General features: G+C 33.2%; 15 protein-coding genes and 1 pseudogene. 7 read left to right on the top strand and 9 right to left on the bottom strand.

The annotated features are described in order from the left end of the window. The 3 genes from Q5W13_RS23010 to Q5W13_RS23000 form a co-directional block, all read right to left on the bottom strand. Positions 1-951 carry a YCF48-related protein gene (locus tag Q5W13_RS23010; RefSeq protein ID WP_304444689.1) on the bottom strand — a complete coding sequence of 317 codons (951 nt, stop codon included), beginning with the start codon at positions 949-951 and terminating at the stop codon, positions 1-3. A gap of 363 nt (positions 952-1,314) precedes the next feature. Then, entirely contained in the window at positions 1,315-2,115 is an 801-nt protein-coding gene (locus tag Q5W13_RS23005; protein WP_304444688.1) for an NADase-type glycan-binding domain-containing protein, read from the bottom strand. Positions 2,116-2,161: 46 nt separating this feature from the next. Then, complete coding sequence (locus tag Q5W13_RS23000) at positions 2,162-2,992, bottom strand: hypothetical protein (RefSeq protein WP_304444687.1); 831 nt, start codon at positions 2,990-2,992, stop codon at positions 2,162-2,164. An 892-nt stretch (positions 2,993-3,884) separates the two neighbouring features. On the opposite strand from Q5W13_RS23000, the gene Q5W13_RS22995 reads away from it, so the two are divergent. From Q5W13_RS22995 to Q5W13_RS22985, 3 genes are all read left to right on the top strand, one after another. Then, complete coding sequence (locus tag Q5W13_RS22995; protein ID WP_304444686.1) at positions 3,885-5,840, top strand: hypothetical protein; 1,956 nt, start codon at positions 3,885-3,887, stop codon at positions 5,838-5,840. Then, complete coding sequence (locus Q5W13_RS22990; RefSeq protein WP_304444685.1) at positions 5,789-6,109, top strand: SMP domain-containing protein; 321 nt, start codon at positions 5,789-5,791, stop codon at positions 6,107-6,109. Before Q5W13_RS22995 ends, Q5W13_RS22990 begins: the two co-directional genes overlap by 52 nt. Before the next feature lie 1,003 nt (positions 6,110-7,112). Beyond that, on the top strand, positions 7,113-7,367 hold the full coding sequence (locus tag Q5W13_RS22985) for a hypothetical protein (protein WP_304444684.1): 255 nt from the start codon (positions 7,113-7,115) through the stop codon (positions 7,365-7,367). A 7-nt stretch (positions 7,368-7,374) separates the two neighbouring features. On the opposite strand, the gene Q5W13_RS22980 is transcribed toward Q5W13_RS22985, so the two are convergent. From Q5W13_RS22980 to Q5W13_RS22960, 5 genes are all read right to left on the bottom strand, one after another. Further along, positions 7,375-8,991, bottom strand: a complete 1,617-nt coding sequence (locus tag Q5W13_RS22980) for an ATP-binding protein (RefSeq protein ID WP_304444683.1) — start codon at positions 8,989-8,991, stop codon at positions 7,375-7,377. Then, the gene (locus Q5W13_RS22975; protein ID WP_304444682.1) at positions 8,946-9,848 is read right to left on the bottom strand and encodes a PAS domain-containing protein; all 903 of its coding nucleotides are present in this window, start codon (positions 9,846-9,848) and stop codon (positions 8,946-8,948) included. The genes Q5W13_RS22980 and Q5W13_RS22975 overlap by 46 nt, the downstream gene beginning before the upstream one ends. A gap of 3 nt (positions 9,849-9,851) precedes the next feature. Continuing rightward, the gene (locus Q5W13_RS22970) at positions 9,852-10,298 is read right to left on the bottom strand and encodes a response regulator (protein ID WP_304444681.1); all 447 of its coding nucleotides are present in this window, start codon (positions 10,296-10,298) and stop codon (positions 9,852-9,854) included. A gap of 661 nt (positions 10,299-10,959) precedes the next feature. After that, complete coding sequence (locus Q5W13_RS22965) at positions 10,960-11,409, bottom strand: ferritin-like domain-containing protein (protein WP_304444680.1); 450 nt, start codon at positions 11,407-11,409, stop codon at positions 10,960-10,962. A 196-nt stretch (positions 11,410-11,605) separates the two neighbouring features. Then, positions 11,606-11,758: a YqaE/Pmp3 family membrane protein gene (locus Q5W13_RS22960; protein WP_304444679.1), complete on the bottom strand. Its 153-nt coding sequence runs from the start codon at positions 11,756-11,758 to the stop codon at positions 11,606-11,608. A 308-nt stretch (positions 11,759-12,066) separates the two neighbouring features. Here Q5W13_RS22960 and Q5W13_RS22955 point away from each other — a divergent pair, with 308 nt between their 5' ends. Next, positions 12,067-12,435 (top strand): hypothetical protein, encoded by a 369-nt coding sequence (locus Q5W13_RS22955; protein WP_304444678.1) that lies wholly within the window; start codon positions 12,067-12,069, stop codon positions 12,433-12,435. Between the two features lie 245 nt (positions 12,436-12,680). Next, positions 12,681-13,292 carry a LysE family translocator gene (locus tag Q5W13_RS22950; RefSeq protein WP_304444677.1) on the top strand — a complete coding sequence of 204 codons (612 nt, stop codon included), beginning with the start codon at positions 12,681-12,683 and terminating at the stop codon, positions 13,290-13,292. A gap of 228 nt (positions 13,293-13,520) precedes the next feature. Here the strand turns inward: Q5W13_RS22950 and ypfJ are convergent. Further along, positions 13,521-14,419, bottom strand: a pseudogene (gene ypfJ, locus Q5W13_RS22945) (KPN_02809 family neutral zinc metallopeptidase). 760 nt (positions 14,420-15,179) lie between these two features. On the opposite strand from ypfJ, the gene Q5W13_RS22940 reads away from it, so the two are divergent. Continuing rightward, positions 15,180-15,650 (top strand): hypothetical protein, encoded by a 471-nt coding sequence (locus tag Q5W13_RS22940; protein ID WP_304444676.1) that lies wholly within the window; start codon positions 15,180-15,182, stop codon positions 15,648-15,650. 39 nt (positions 15,651-15,689) lie between these two features. Next, on the top strand, positions 15,690-17,630 hold the full coding sequence (locus tag Q5W13_RS22935) for a hypothetical protein (RefSeq protein WP_304444675.1): 1,941 nt from the start codon (positions 15,690-15,692) through the stop codon (positions 17,628-17,630). The last annotated feature ends 406 nt before the right edge of the window (positions 17,631-18,036 follow it).

Below are 18,036 nucleotides of genomic sequence, written 5' to 3'. Positions count from 1 at the left end.
TTACTTATTGTTTATGGCTGTTTTATACAAATTGTCTCTATCTAAAATCAAAATATCATCGTCGATAGCCTGAATTCCATATGACTCACCTGTAAATAATACCTCTTCATTATCTGAAGTCAAGAAGGGTCTTATATTAGTTCCATCAATATTGAGTTCGTAAACAAAAGTATCTCTGTAATAATCTGAAGATATACTTGTAGTAATTAGGGCAGATTTTTGGGTGAAAAGAATATCGGAAATGTTGGGTTTATATCCGTCGCCGTCTTTTGGCACCTCAATTTTAAGCCAATCTAAACCACCATTATCTGTATAGAATAAATCGCCTCCTAGACCACCAATTAAGCCAATGTTTTGATTTAAAAATGCAATAGAGTTGAGGTTTACAAAATCTTCACCGTCTGTCTGAAATAGTAGTTGCCAATTTATACCGCCATCGCTACTTTTATAGCTTCTACCAGAAAAAGTAACTACGATGATTTCCTTTTCTGAAAACGCAACAAAATCTGATATTCCATCGGTTTCATTCTCTAAACCTTTGTGTACTATACTAGTCCAAGTTTTACCTGCGTCTAGAGTTTTTAATATGACAGAAAAACCACCTTCTTCTCCATTGATGTAACCAGAACCCGTAATAAAACCAACTTGCTTGTTTACAAAGCGTATTTTATAATACTTAGCAGATACATATCCTCTTTTTTCATAGAGATCTTTGGTATTAAATACACTCCAGTTTTCTCCTGAATCCGGTGTGGTAAAAATATATTCGCTATCACCTATAACAAAGATGTTGTCACCTGAAAATGCTGCAGAATAAAACGGATTGCCGAATCTAGAAAAACGATTTTCTAACCACGTTTTACCGCCATCTTTGGTAATTCTTGTTGTTAATCCTGCGCCACCAACTATTACACCAACATCCTTGTTTTTAAAAGACATACCATTATACATATGAAACCCTGTTTCTTCTATATGATGTAAAACAGAAACATCTTGGCTGGTTGAGGCATTTAAAAAGCTTGTTCCTTTTTGGGTAATGGTATCTTTAGTTACAAACTCATTGTCTAGAACTAATTCTACCTTGTTAAAGCCAGTAAGTGGTTTTTTTCTTGATTGTTTTGCCCTTTACAAGAGTGTAGAACAACTATTAAGATTAGCATTAAGGACCGTAATGTTTTCATAATTTGTTTTTCTAAAGCATGCTTTTTAAAACCTGCAGAGTAATCATCAATAGTGTTTTAATTAGTATAAAAGAATTATTAATAAACATCTAATCCATCAAAATATATTTCTGTTATAGCGGTATCATCATACTTATCGCCTGTAGTACACACTTAAAATTTCAAACCTTATTGTATCTCCTAATTCTATTTCTTTATTATAAGATTTGAATGTGTTACCATTCTCATCTTTGTATTTATACCAACTTGTACCATCGTCATTATAGCCGCGGTATGTTATTTCAAAACCTATTGTTGGTATTTCAAAAACCTGCTCTGCATACACATCTTTAAGATTTAAAATGGCAAATTCTGTATTGTTTACATATACTTTTAATTGCCTTACACGAGAGTTGTTTTTCCAAGTAGTCTTGTCTTTAATATATCCATTTGCAATCTTAATAGTTGTAATACGTGGATGTTGCGCAGGGAAGTTAAACTCAACATATTCACCTATACCATAACCTTTTATACCTTCAACCCATGCTGTAGCATAACTTAAATCGCTAATGCTAGCGTAGCCGTAGTAATTCCCATTTTGTGGTTTTAAAGTAGATGATACTTTGCAAAATGTAGTAGGATCATCTAAATGGTTTATGTTATAACCTTCATCTGTCCAATCATCGCCGCAAACAATACTCCACATGTCTTCACATGCTTCACTGTAACCTAAGGCTCCACATTTGCTTGTCAATTTATTTCTTTCGTCTTCATCATAATTGTTCCAAACGGTCATATCTGTAAATAATGAATTACAAGTAGACCATAATTCTTTTTTCTCTACAAAATTATATGCTGTTTCTATTTTGGGCTCAAGAGTAGGTGGCTCTTGAGCAAACACTAAAAATTGTGCGATAAAGGATATCGAGAAGAAAAGTAGCTTAGTTAATTTCATTAGTAATAGTCTTCAGAATAGATTTTCCAAAACAGAGGCTTATATATTAATATTCTTCCTTTATTTTTTCATTTTTCAATACGTGTAGCAGAGGTTTTGAATCTTCTTTTTTAAGGTGGATTTTGTAAAACTCATTACCGCGGTTTATAGTTGTATCAGAGAAAATACCTCCTTTTGTGATGTATTTTGTTATAGCTTCTTTATCAGACTCGTGCAAAGGTTCTCGTATTCTTTTTTCACCTCCACTAATAATAGTATCTCCTTCTAATAATAATGGAGTTTTAGCCAATCGTTTTCTCATATAATAAAAACGATTGTTATCCATAATAAATTCATTATCGCCTTCAGATACTTCTCCAAAATAGAGTTCTACTGTATTAAAAACAGGCGTTTCACGTAACTGACTGGCAGTTAGGTTAACCTTTATATTTTTTAAGGTTTTGCTTTTGAACTTAATTAAAACTTCTTCAAAACTACCTGTGACTTCTGGGTTTGTGACCCACTCTTGATCTACCTTGAAAAACATTTTTTCTCTGTGATGTTCAGGACTTATATAATTAATGGATATGGAGTCTTTTAATTGGTCATTGTGTCTTGCATATAAAATATAAGGTTGTACTAACTCTTTGTTTGGCTGTAATTTTAGTTCATTGCCTTCTATCCTATAAGTGCCATAAACTTCTAAATCTACACTCCCAAAAATTGAATAGTAATGAAACAGGTTGTTGTCTAACAGGTAAAGTTTAGTTGGCATTTCCATTTCAGACAAGTCATAGAAACCTTCTAAAGTTTTGGAGTTATTTGTTGAGTTTTCTTGTGATTGCTGCCCAACCATTATTTGTAGACATAAGAAGTATATAACTAGTACGTATTTCATGGCAAGGTTATAATGGTTTAATAACAAAAAATATGTAATAAAAGTATTATTAAGAGCTACAATGATTACAAAAAGGATAGTCATCATTTGGTTATTGCTGCAAATGGTATATTACATCTTAGTGAATGTTACTATATAAATATTAGGCATTTGTATGCGAATAATAATATGTAATCCATTTTAGCTAAAGTAATATCACTACAGTTCATTAGGACAATCACCAAGTGGAACACATTAAAAGTATAGACCAAAAAAAAATACAAGTGTGTACAAATTACCGCTTAACTGTGGATATGGTTGATAAAAACTTCCAAGAAAGCCGTATCCGATTTCAGTCTATAGAAACAGGTGAAGTTGAGTTCTGAAATTCTACTATTAGGAATTTGAAGTAGGGCGAAAACCTTGCGGAAAAGAAGGAATAGAATGCCCAAAAAAGAAACTATATAATGAGGATGTTTTTGCAACCACATGAAAAACTGATTATGACATAGATATGTAGAGTCCTTCAATACTCCTTGGCTAAAGATTATTTGTGTTGCATTATCTTTATCTCGTGCTTATGACCATTTTATTCTGTTCATATAATATTAACTGTTTTTCGCAGAAATAACTAGTTTTAGATTGATAAAAAACGATAATAACGGCTAGAGTATAGTAGTGCTAAGAAATAGAAATAGGAAAAACTACTATTAATCAAAGTCTTTACAGCAAGGTCTTTATGTTACACGTTACTAAACTTTTAGAAAGTGTAAAATAATTCATTTGTAGTATCTTTTAGATAAAAATTATCCTTATTTTTAGCGGCTTAAATGGCTATTGCTCAAATTAAAGCTAGATGTCATTTTTATCCTAAACTAGGACAAGATTTTACTTACAGTTACTTCTTTAAAAAATGAATTCAACAAAAAATATCTTAGCGATTTATTCCGGCCAAGATAAAGATGTGCTGAAGTATTTCTTACTCCATTTACAATCCATAAAAAATAACTTCAATATTGCTATTTGGAGTGATGCTGCTGTTGATGATATAGAGCAATGGAAATCAACAAATGAATCTCGATTAGGCCAAACAGATGTGTTTCCGATTTTTTTGAGCAATACTTTTATGAATTCTGAATTTGTCAAAAGTGATGAATTTAAAATGCTCATAAATCGATATAAAGCAGATAGGGTTGTAATAATCCCTATAATTCTTGATGAATGCTCTTGGGACGTCAATTTCACTTTTGAACATTACAATTTTAATTTTAACGAACTTCAGGTTTTTCGCAAAAATGAAAATCCAATAAGTGACGGGAACCCAACAGACATCATTTTTACACAAGTTTCCTATTATATTATGGGTCTGCTAAATTCTTTGACCCAAAAGAATACTATAGAAAAGACTGTTAATACAGAGGAAGAGAGGGTGTCAAGTTCAATAACCGAAGGGCAAATAGCAATTGACTTCTTCCAAGAAAGTGTTGCTGAGCATAAAGTGGAAAATGAGATAAAAAACAAGGAAGAAGCAGAAACAAAAGAGAGTGTCGAAGAAGAAAATAAAACTGATGACGAGTCCGCAGAGGTTCAAGAACAAGTTTTAAGGGAGAAAAGGTTAAGAGAGAAAGCGGAAGACCAAAGAAGAATTGAGAAAGAAGCCCATACCAGGAGGGCAATAGTTCAAGAAGAAATCCGTGAGAGAGAATTTATAAAAGCTCGTATAGCAATAGGGGAGAAAAGACAAGGGCAAGCAACCAAATCTACAAGAGAGGCAGCTTGGGAAAATGGATTTGGAGAAACAGTCACGACAAAAAGAATACCTAATAGAAAAAATGGTCTTGCTAAATATAACTATCGATTCAGCAACAAGAATACGATAGAGGCCCGAAGCATTGTTCCGGAAAGAAAGCGGATTATTGAAGAACCAAGAGTTCAACTGGTGGTTGAGGAAAAAATAAGCGCTAAAATAATAAATCCAGTTAAAGAGACACAACCGGAAAAAGAAATAGAAGAAACAGTAGTCGTAGAGCAAACAGTCACTAGAAAAACTGATCTTGCAAAATATAATTATTGCTTTGATAATAAAACAGAGATAGATGTTTTAAAAGTTGACACAGAAAAGTCGGGCAATAAAGAACCCAAGACCCAAATAGCGACAGAGAGAAAAAAACTGCCTGTAGTGCTCAAGGACTTTGATGCAACACTATGGAAAAATAAGCTCTCCGAAAGATTAGTCTCGCTTAAAATAGTTGCGACAGAAAGTGTTTTAAAATGTAAGCGTCTTTTAAACATTAATAAAGACGTTGAGGATACAGAAGAACAAAAGACACAAATAGCGGTAGAGCGGAAAAAACGCCCAACATTGCTCAAAGCCATTAAAGCGACAGAATGGAAAAATAAACTCGGCATAAGAGTTACATCACTCAAAACAGCTACTAAAGAAAGCTTATCAAAATATAGTCAGCTGTTAGATAAAAAATTAGATGTAAAGGCCAAAAGAGTTGTTTCGGAAGAAAAATGGGACAGTGAAGAGCCAAAATCTCAAATGGCGATAGCGGGGAAAAAACGGAGTATACTACTAAAAAAAATACGCGAGGCTCAATGGGATATGAAGTTTAATGAAAGGACTTTGGCACTTAAAGGAGCGGTTAAAAAGTATTTTAAGGTTTTACAAGATTCCCTAGTCAAAATTATTCATGCAGTTAATCAATTTTATAATAAAGCTAAAAAGAACATAGGTACGGACAAGAACGTAAAAGTTCGTTCCGGGCTCTTAGTCCTAGCCCTTGCTATTTTTGGAATATTAACTTACGTATTATGTGGGATTCTCAAAAACAATCATTTACACCGTCAGGGGTTGAGAAAGTAGAAGTAGTTTCCGATGCTATTGTCAAAACGGAAAATATTGAGGAGATCGATGTAGTAGCTGAATTGGAACTAAGCGTTGGAGATGCTTATAATGGCGGTATTATTTTTACTATTGACCCATCTAATAAAATAGGGAAAATCGCTTATATAGAAGACAAAGGTCCAATGACATGGAAAAACGCTATGAGTATTCACGAGCAATTAGGTGAAGGATGGCGATTACCCGAACTAGATGAATTACGGGGCCTTTATAAAACTATTGGGCCATAAGGTGCGGATAACAAGGGTAAATTCGAAAATGAGTTGTATTGGAGTGCTACACCATTTGATGAACATCAAGCGCGTCTTGTAAAATTCAGCGATGGTAATGCCTCATATCACTATAATAGCTCAGGAACGCACCGAAAATTTCGAGTTCGGGCCATTAAAGATTTTAAGCGATAGGAGAAGAGTGTATTTATCTTGTAAAAAAAATGAAACTCTATTTCTGTAATTTATAAAGTAGATAGGATAGAGTTGAACAAAAATAGAATCTACTTCCCGATACAATATCTAACACCCTTAATGAATACAGGGGGTAGGGGAGTTTGAGGTACAAATGAGGTACACTACAATGGTTTCTTTTGAATAGATTTTTATTGATAGGAGCTGTTTATAACTAACAAAAGTTTAAATTGAAAAGTTATGATTGAACCTACACTCTGAACTCTTGGCATTAAGACGCAAAAACTTTCGTGCGCATTAGTACTAGATCATTAATAAACAAAGTTTGAATTTTAAGACATTTTATTAATGTCTTATAAACGTTCAATAAAAATTGTGCCAATTCGCGCTAATGCATTCTAACAAACTATTTATTGACATGTTGTTTTTTTAATACGATTGTAAGTGGGCTGCTATGTGTTATTTATTACAGAATACAATGTTCATCAATATTTCTAAAATTGTAGAGGGGACGTAGTTTAATTAAAAGGTCAAATAAGTCAATCTTATTTTTTTGAGGTAGTATTGATTAAGTCTAACAAAAAGAGAACTGAATTCTTATATAAAGTTCTTTATATGGCCTCGTTTAAAATTTCTGATGAAATATCTAGATACTTATGTTTAATATTTGCAAAGCAAAGATGAATGGGTAAGCATCTTGCATATACTAATCGAAAAATGTAATGTTGATATTATTACGTCAATCATTTGTAATCTTTTATATGTTCTTGATTGGATAGGTTCGATATATGCCTTAAGTATGATTAAAGACCGTTAATCAATTTCATATTTGTACACAGGAGGCATTGAGGTTGATGCAGCTTATCGGATTATTGATGTTAATGGTGACTTTAACAATCAAATTAATGATATCGCTTTTACGCATACTTTAGGGGTGAGACCTTATTCATATGGACTTCAGGCATGTAGTGCCACTAGTGAAATTCTGACGGATTTTTGGGTGTCTATGATTTCACCAAGCTTCTTATCTGAAGTTGACATACAAAAGACGACTTATTTATATGAGAAAAACGATAATCTTTAACTATGTTTTAGTCTGATAGCAATTTTGGAAGGTATAAAACAAAAGTCGACCCTTGACCTTTGGTGCTATAAGCAATAATATCCCCTCCATGGTTTACTAAAATCTTTTTAACTATGGATAGCCCAATTCCGGTACCTTCAAATTCATTTTTTCCATGCAATCGCTGAAAGACCTCAAATATTTTAGTTTCCATGCCGGCGGAAAAACCTATTCCATTATCAGATAATTTTATTTTATAGTAAGCTATATCTTCATTCAATCCTAATTCATTTATCTCCAAATCGTCCGCATCTTCACAAACAATTTTGATTAATGGATTTTCATTTTCTTTTGTAAACTTTATGGAGTTACTTAACAGGTTGCTGAAGACTTGTCTCATCTGAAACCAAACACCGTTGATAATAGGAAGATGTTCGCTTTCAATTTTGGCCTCTTTCAGTTTTATAGTATCCGAAAGATTATCTAAGACCTGCTTTAAACTTTTATTCAAGTCCGTTTCTACAAATTGAGTAGCATCAACCTCTGTGCGCGAATATGCGAGCAGGTCGTCAATCAAAGTGCGCATGCGGCTTGCCGAAACATTTATTTTTTCAAAATATTTTTGACCTCTTTCAGTGAGCTCTGCTTCTCCACGTTCGCTAATTAGTGAAGTGTACATTTGAATTTTGCGTAAGGGTTCCTGAAGATCATGACTTGAGATATAGGCGAATGATTCAAGTTCGGCATTTGCAGTTTCAAGTTTTTTAACAGAATCCTGTAATGCAGTATTTGTTCTTTGTAACTGTTTCGTGCGCTCATCTACCTGTTTCTTAAGTTCTTTAGAGAAATTTTCCAATTCTGTACGGGCTTTCACAATTTGCGTAATATCTTGCATTACCCCAATCATGCGAACAGGCTTGTTTTGTCCGTCAAACCAAGTTTTTCCTTTGGCTCTGACGATTCTTCGTAGGCCGGTATATGGGTTTTCTATGGGAAATTCCATGTCAAGTAAACCATGGTTAAAGTCAAGGCATTGTTCTAAAGCATATTTGACTTTATCTCTGTGGCTCTTGCTAACCTGATCTAACCCTGAATTTAAATTAAAATTACCATGCTCAGAAAAGCCGAACCATTCTCTTAGTCTTTTGTCACCAGTGGCAGATTCCAGTTCAGAATCAATTTCCCACATGGCCATCTCCGCTACGTCAAGTGCCAGTTGTAATTGTTCTTTTTTATTTTTGAATACCAGTTCGCGCTCTCGTTGTTGTTGGATGTTGGTACATATAGTAGCTATACCAACTATTTCATTTGTGTCCGGATCATTAATAGTAAATGCGTTCCATTTCATCCAGACTGCTTCGTTATTAAGAGCATTTTGGAATCTAATTTCTGTGGAGAAACTTCCATTTTTCTCTAACTCAGACAATAAGCTAAGTGCAGTTTTTCTGTCATCCTTATAAATACAGTCTATAATAGTTAGATCTGAACGGTGCTCATTCCCTAAGAGTTTATGTCCGGCCTTGTTTAAATATTCCACTTTATTCTCAGGAGTGGCTAGGCTAACGAGGTCATTACTATTTTCTATTATAGCATGCAGTTTTAGGCGATCTTTATCCGCCAAGAATTTTTCGGTAACATCCTGCATTGTTCCGTTAAATCGGTAGGGCTTGTTTTCTTCGTCAAACCAAGGCGTCCAAGGACAAGTACTATTTTCCTCTCTTTAGTTTTTATGTTTTCAATAGTATAGTTGATGGAGTATTTGCCACCGTTTACTCCATTTAATGCAGCATCTATGGCAGATGTAACCCGACTTTGATCTTCAGGTATTATGGTTTGTATAGCGAGAGAGAGGTCCATTTCTATTTCGTCGTCCAACCCAAACCAATTTTTAAGTCTATCATTGGCGGTAAAAATATGGCTGTGCGGGTTATAGTCCCAAGTACCGAGTTCGGCCGCGTCGATTGCAAATTTTAATTGGTTTTCACTTTCTTTTAAACGTTGAAGGGTGGTTACGGCTTCAGTAGTTTCCGTGCATGTGGTCAGTATACCACCTATTTTCTGGTCATCATTGATTAACGAACTATAACTGAAAGTCCAATAAATATTTTCAATTTTACCGTTTCTAAAAAAGGGAATGAGCTGATTTTCGCTCCAGGTCGCTTCACCCGTTTCCCATACTTGTTTTAAGAGTGGGTGTATGGTGTCCCATATCTCAGGCCAAGCCTCCTTCGCTTTTTGTCCTAGGATGGAGTGGTGCTTACCATCTATTCCCAAACTTGGTCGGTAAGCATCATTGTAGAAACACCTAAAATCCTCACCCCAAAAAATAAAGTTGGGAAATTTTGTTTTCAACATAGTGCTGATCGCAAATTTTAAAGATAATGGCCAATTTTCTGGCTGTCCCAGTGGTGTGGTCGTCCAATCCATGTTCCTCATTATTTGGCCCATTTCACCACCACCTTCTAGAAATTTTGGCACTATCTTATTGTCTTGAATACTCATGATTTAATTTTTGTGGATGAAATCAGTATCCTCAATTGGAGTATGTTCTTTTTCGAAAATTGAAGTAAGGCTTCGTTGTAAAATTGTAATAAGGAGTGAAAATGAAGAAGGCTTTTGAATATATAAGTTTGCACCTATATTTTTTAGTCTGTCCGCTGTACTTCCTAAAAATGAAGTCGAGTAAATTACTACGCAAATATTATTGTACGCCTTATTTTCCCTAATCTTAAGCAGGCACTCTTCTCCGCCTACAATCGGGAGGTGTAAATCTAAAAAGACAGCTTTAGGAAGTTCGTGCGATGCATCATTCAAATGTTCTAAAAATGTATCTACGCTACTGAAAGATATGACCTTACTATTAAAGTGAGTTTGATTGACAGCATCCTCAAATAAGGAACGGTCATCAGCATCGTCATCGACTAGGAATAAAAGATTTTGTTCAAGAGACATAAGTTCCAATAGTATTAGTTAGTGGTTTTAAACGCTAGTTCTAGTAAATTACCTTTACACATTTTTGTTAGAGACAACCCCCTAGTTACATGTAGGTAATATCTGATTTACTCATAAGATGATTGTACTCTAAGAAACAAAAAAATGCAATTATTAGATTTAATTTTTCTAGCTATTATGAAGGTGCAATGGAAGGTTTAATACTATATGAGTTGCTTAATGTGTTTCTACAAATTCTAATAGTCCATTTTTTCATTACCATTACCATATTCCAAAAAATAGATAAGGTAAAATTTATACAGACTTTTGGTAAATTCCGTAAAGCTTAAATCCAGTGTCCTATTCCATAAACACTTAAATTCAAAGAACTAAATTGTAAGGTAAAATCGTAGCAGTATATAGTTAAAGCCTATTTAATAAGATTATGGAAATAAGGATATTTACCAACCAGACTCATAAAATCTAAATTTAACAAGGAAAGGCCCTTGTACAAAAGAGATGCAAATCACTGATAATACTTATTGTCAGAGAGGTGTGATAATCTAGTCAATCATATGGGATGATTGAATTTTGGAAGAAGGTGTAATAAAAATTGTGAGGTAAAACAAAAATATAAGGAGCTATTCTCATAGCTCCTTATATATAAATAGTGCATTAAATGCTAAGCTAAATCTTCAAGTGTTTTAATCTTGTTTAAATCAGTTCTAATTTTAGTTTTCTGATTTAGAATAAGTGTTCCTATGGATGGGGGTAGTGTTGTATCCTCTAATATTTCATCATATTCTTCTACAGCAGCCTTATCTCCTCTAATTGCTTCCTCCAGCATGGATTCATCGTTGTCCGCAGAGAAAAGAGCTTTAACATCCATCCAGACTCTATGTATACTTCCAGTAAAACTACTAGTGTCATCAATAGAATCGTAGCTAGCTATCATTTCTCTTTTCAGTGCGTTGTTGAACTCAGCACGTTCACTGGATTTATGTGCAAAGTAAGATTTAAGGCTTTGGCTCTCTGCATTTTCAGCGGCTTTTTTGTACCCCTTTTCGGCATCCCTATTCTTTGCAAGAATTTCCTCCAATTGATCTACTAGTTTTTCATATTTAGTTTCCATATTATTTTAATTTATAAGGTTAAAAACATCTAAATTTCCATTTTTTTTAAAACACCCATTATCCCAAATGCAAATAATTATAACCTAAAAAGAAAAAAATCTTCATTTATAGTACACCTTTTCTGACAACTACTTTAGTCGGTAATGAGTACAATATTAAGTTTTGTGAGTGTTCCTAAAACCTAATTCCAATAGGTTATTTATTTACAATAAATGCATGAATTACTCCCGGTAGCCATACCAACATGGTTAGAAGAATACTTATCAATAATGTGGTACTAATTCCGTGTTTGAGGAATACAGCTAACGGTGGTAAGAATATGTTTAATAAAATTGTAACTAAAGACATAATATATTGTTTTTGTTTATTCAAAATTAGCTTGCTGTGCTCGGGTTAATTAACGTGAAAGCTAATATGGTTAACTGTAAGACGTCATTGAGGATTAGGTTCTTGTATACTACATGAGTTCTGTAAATTATTTGTAGACTTTCGTCATTCTAACTATTGTAAGTCAATATTATGGTTACTAATTGGGCTGATGGGAATAAATTATTAATCCAAAAGGTTACTGGCTCATAATAAATTCTTAATTGATTTTGAGCCGTTCTCCAACGGTCATAAATTGGTTAATTAATATTTTTTTAAATCTTATAATTATGAAAAAGACGATAAATGGCTTAACCGTGTTCTTAATTAGTACCGTATTAATAATGTCTTGCAGTAAGGACAATGACCCTGTAGATGACAATTTATTTGTTGGAACATATAAAGGCTCTGTAAGCTATTCTGAAACTTCTGGAAATACGGAAATATCTACTGATGACGGACGTGTTACCTTGGTCAAAGTAGGGGACTCCTATAATTTTGATTTTTCAGATGGAATTCCAAGTTTAAAAGGTATCAAGATAGATAAGAATGAAAATATCTTGATAAGTAGCGATGGAGGCGTTAGAATTGATGAAGGTAATTTAACTATTGCCTACACAAAAGATGGTGAGGTTTGGGGTGCTAATTGTACGAGATAATTAATAGAGACCTTTAATAAAATTTGCAGCTTTTGTTCAATTGGCTAATTTTATTAAAGGTCTATTTATATTTTTAAATTTAAAGTAAGTTTTAATATTTTAAAATATAAATACATTAATCTATGTTGGAGAAACAAGATTTGTATAAAATAAGATGGATTTGATAAGAAGTATATTTATATGATAGTTGAAGAGGGGTACAAAATTGGTATAATTCGCTGTAAACGAGTAAAAGAAATATCACAATGATCATTTACGCTATATTAGGTTTTATAGCTGCGGCCTTAGGGAGTATCACACCAAGTTTTCTCAATCTAACCGTTGTTAAATTTAGTCTTAAAAGCGGCAGAAGAGCCGCTCTTTTCTTGATTGGTGGATTTGCGACCGTTCTTTTCTTTCAGGCAAACATTGGTGCATACCTTACCAGTATGCTAATGAAGAACTCGGAATACATTACCAATCTTCAGACAGTTGGTACAATAATATTAATCTTGTTATCGCTGCATTTCTTTCGGTTGCATTTTTTCCAAAAGCAAACGCGGAGAAAGAAGGACCTTGATAGTTCACGAGCTTACTTGCACGGTCTCGGTATGTCATTGCTTAACACCTTCGCTATTCCCTTCTATTTTACAATTATTTCGTTTTTAATTGGATTGGATTACTTTGAGTATTCGCTTAAAAATAGTTTTTATTTTTCCATTGGTTCTACTATTGGATCCTTTTCTATATATAGCATTTATGCAATTATAGCCCACAAAATGGAAAGTAAACTTGATTTCATCGCGGACCGCATAAATCTTATTTTGGGCTTTATAACCGGTGTGGTCGGAATCGGAAATCTAATCTATTTGCTTTAAATTTAAAGCATCGTTACTGCCGTCAATTATCAAAGCACATTAGATCCTATATAAAAATTAGGTTCAAAGAAAGCAGGGATAACAATCATTGAAATGCAATTTTGTCAGGAATAAAAACAAGTAGTAAAGGATTAGGTCTCCGGATTGCTAAATACAGATAAAATTTCGTTAGACATAGAATGGTCAACATGTAACCACGATTGGTTACATGTCATTTTCAAAGATTAATCACAGTGATTCGGCACTAAAAGTATCTCCCTGAGAAATGTCTCCGGTATCAAATCCTTTTTTAAACCATCTCATACGTTGTTCAGATGTACCGTGGGTAAACGCGTCGGGAACAACTTTTCCAGTGGACTGTCGTTGCAAACGATCGTCACCTATAGCATTTGCTGCGTTCATTGCTTATGGAAATCGCCCTGCTCCAATATTTGAGTTGTTCGCTGCATATGATTTGCCCAAACACCTGCTAAAAAGTCGGCCTGCAATTCTAATCTAACCGAGTATGTATTGAATTCAGCATCACTCACTTTTCCTCTTAGGCTGTTCACTTTATCCATTGTTCCTGTCAATTTTTGGATGTGGTGGCCAACTTCATGAGCAATAACATACGCTTGTGCGAAATCACCTGGAGCATCCATCTTATTTTCCATATCTTGAAAAAAGCTAAGGTCAAGGTATAGTTTCTCATCGCCCGGACAGTAAAATGGTCCCGTGGCACTTGAAGCGGAACCACAGGCAGATGATACATATCCTGAATAAAGCACCAAGGTCGGTTCGCGGTAATTGCTCAAAACATTTTTCCAGACGTCCTCGGTACTGGCTAGGATAGTTGCACTGAATCTTGCTTGCTCGTTCTCTTCTTCGGTACCTTGGTAAGGCTGGGTATTGACAGTCTGGGTATCAGTACCTACGAAGAAATTTCCAATTAGGTTCAGGGGATTATATCCAGTAATGAACGAGAATACTATGACTAAGCCTGCTATTACTAATCCTGTTTTAGAAAATAAAAATTTTAGTAGAGGCGCCAACAACATTGGATTGAACCCACCAATTCCTCGCTGGGAATTTGATTTACCCCTCTGATCTTCAACATTTGAACTTGTACGCCTTCCTTGCCATTTCATATAATTTTTTATTTATCGGTTAATAATCTAAACAAACAATTTAAAGGTGGAAATATACAATAGCTTTAGATTTGCTCTAAATTCTAAAAAATAAAAATTGAACCTAAAAGAATAATTAAAAAAGATATGCTAATCTCCTTCCTATTAAACATAGCGTGTTTATGGAAATAGCCGATGTATTAAAATTTAATAATTTCAACAAGTTTTTTCGCAAAGTAGAGTCCAAATAAAAGATAACTTCCTTCTATAATCTTCTTAAGAAATAGATTATCCCTTCGTATGACTAGTCAATTACGAAAATCTGTAAGAAAGTAAGTTGAATATTTAATAACTTTATGAATTGCATATTAAAATATTGAATGGTAAAGTTTATAGATTAATTTAATCGGAGCTAATAAATACTATTACTCATTTGGTATATCAATTATTAATCTTAGCGACTTTGATATATAAAATACCTACTATGATATATTTACAAAACATTAATTATGAAGCACTTATAACGATTTAGTTGGTTCTAACAACTTAACGATTAACTATACATATATACGTGTTGGCAAACATTATGAGCGACAGAGTCCATCACAATTTAGAGAATAGATAAAAAAGGGTAATTCACCATTAAAAAAAGGGGGTTTTAACTCTATCAAACAATATTGTTATAATCTAACTTTGACATTATTATGAAAATTATCATTTAAAAACGGTTATTTTAACCAAACAGTACAGTTGCTGAACGACTGATTAAATAAACTTAATTATGAAATCTAACTTAAAATCTATTGCTTCAATTTTGTTTTTAATTTTTATATTTTTTGGGTGTAAAAATTTAAACAAAACTCAAACCAATGAAAAAGATGAACTTGTACTTGGTCTAACCAACTTAAATAATTATTTAAAAGAAAGTAACAAAAAATCTAATGGCGAACTTTTTAAATATTTAGAAAACAATGCTAATCCAAATATTGATGTTATAGTTGAGAAAGGATATGTTGATAGAACATACTTGCTAAATCAAAAAGAAATAATTGAAAAAGAGGTAAATTCAAGAGAAGCAAGTGACGTTTTAAAAATAGCAGAAAGTATTATTGACTCTGAATTTATAACTTTAGATAAAGAACAAAAAGACGGCTTTCGATTTTGTATTTGGTGTTGTAGAGGATGTATGGATAAAATAAAAAAGAATCATTGCATAACAATACTATTTTGGGATATGGGACCAAACTGCTAAAAAATTTACAACTATATTTTCAACTTCAAAAAAATTATTATGAAAAAATTATTACCACTAATAATTATTATGTATTCAATTACATTACAAGCTCAAAATTTTGGTTTTGAAGATGGGAATTTTAATGATTGGGATTTATATTATGGGCAAAATGATAGAGATAAAATCTTTGGATTTTGCTTTAAAAAAGGAATTTCAAATATTGTTGGAGGTCAAAATTCACCTAATTATCATAATTTAGAAAGTCAAGGATTTGACCCATTGTTGGGTTCGTCTATTTTACCTAAAGTAATAGAGGGAAATTTTTCTGCACGAATTGGCTCAAATGGTACAGACACAAAAAAAGCATCTCGATTATCAAAAACTTTTATTGTTACAAGTTCAGAACCATATCTAAAAATCAATTATGCGATAGTAACAACAGACCCTAGTCATAATAGTTGCGAAAATCCATATTTTTTGATGACCTTAAAAAAATCAAATGGAAGCCAAATTTATAGTGAATATATTATTTCGGATTATAGTAACCCATATTTTAAGCAACAAGGAGCCTACCTCTACAAGGACTGGGACTGTATAAAAGTTGACTTATCTAATTATATTGGACAAGATTTAACAATTGATTTTACTGTTGCTGACTGTTCACAAGGTGCAAATACACATTTTACATATGTATATATTGATGGTTTAAATAAAGATGCAATTGAACCTATTTTTACATTAGATAAACAAGTTTATTGTAAAGATGATATTGTGTATGCAAACGCAAGCGATAGTAAAGGCGAGATTGACCATTTTTGGAGTATTGAAGAAAGTGATGAAAATGGTAATCGAATTCCAAGCACAGAAGTGAATAAATGGTTTGTGGCAACTCAAGCTAACTCTATTAATTTAACCGATTTGTATACTTCACTTGGTGGTTCTTTTAAATGCAATAAATGGTATAATATTAAACTTGCGGTTAAAAACAATTGTGTGCAATGGAAAGAAACAACTCAATTAATTAGTTTTTCTTGTCCAAAAGTAGATGCTGGAAAAGATTTGTGTTGTACTAATTTAACCTCAATGCCTGTTTTAGGCGGCTTGGATGCTAACCCAAACTATACTTACGAATGGTTTCCAAAATATGGTTTATCTCATCCATATGGCTCTAAAACTTTTATTGATTGTGATAACGAAGATATAAACGAATTTGATTGTTTTAATTACACTTTAAGAGCAACAGACCAAAATGGATGTTTTTCAGAAGATGAAGTAATCATTCATTTTTCAAAACCAGATATTGATATTATTCAATCTCAAAGTTGTTGCAACAATAAGTTAGAAATACGAAGGGGTTGCCATACAAGTGTCTTATGGTCAACAGGCGAAACAACCAATAGTATTAATGTTACAGAACCTGGTATATATTCTGTGACAGCAAGTAATTCTTGTAGTTCTAGTACGAAATCCGTTACTGTAAATACATTACCAGCGGTAAATTTATCTAGGAATCTTTGGGACAATGCTAATAAAGGATTTTGGTACTCAAATGGGTCAAATGTTAATGCAAATAATTCCTTTATTATAACTCACGTTCAAAACCCACAACCAAATTCAGGTATTTATTTTGCGACTGAATATAAACTGGATATTTACAGTAGAGGTGGTCAAATAATTCATACAATTGAGAAAGCTGTAACTAATTGTAATGGTTTTTCTAACAATGATATAAAATGGGATGGAAAAATAAACGGTCAACAAGTTCAATCTGGAGTTTATAATGCTCGCCTTTATTTAAAAAATTGTTTTCATAATGAATGGGTACCAATAGAAGTTACTTATTGCAATGGCTATGAAACAGTTTGTCTTGATTTAAGATGTGAAGGTGGTCTTGGATTTAAATGTGGTTTCTTTAAAGTAGAAAATTGTTATAAGATTGGGAAAATCTGTAATGATGAAAGAAGACATAATATATTTCCGATTAATATACAGTTTTAAAAATAACGATTTGCCAACACCGTATATAAAAAATTGCTGGCAAGTGCTTAATTCGTTGGCTTTTTCTTATTTTTAAGGTCAGTAATAAATCGAAAATTTGTGCCTATTTACACGCAACTTCTCATATACAAACACGTTGAGGGAAATGACCTAAAGGCCGTGTTACTCCGCTGCAAAAAAACACGTACTGCATGAACAGCTGTTTTTTCACGACTCCCGTAACACTCATTTCCCTCAACGGTCCGGGCATGCCGCGACTTTTTTAAAGGCCATCTTGTATTTGCCGACTTTACTGCCTACTTTAGATAACTACACACAACTAAGCATATATTCCAGAAGTCGCAGCAATCTTCCACTCGGGAGGCTGCGCCTACCGGAAGATATACCCGGACCGTTAGCTACAATA

It is taken from the genome of Zobellia laminariae (assembly GCF_030553095.1).
Classification (GTDB): Bacteria; Bacteroidota; Bacteroidia; order Flavobacteriales; family Flavobacteriaceae; genus Zobellia; species Zobellia laminariae.
Note: the sequence above shows the minus strand (reverse complement) of the source record. Positions and strands in the feature narration are given on the sequence as shown.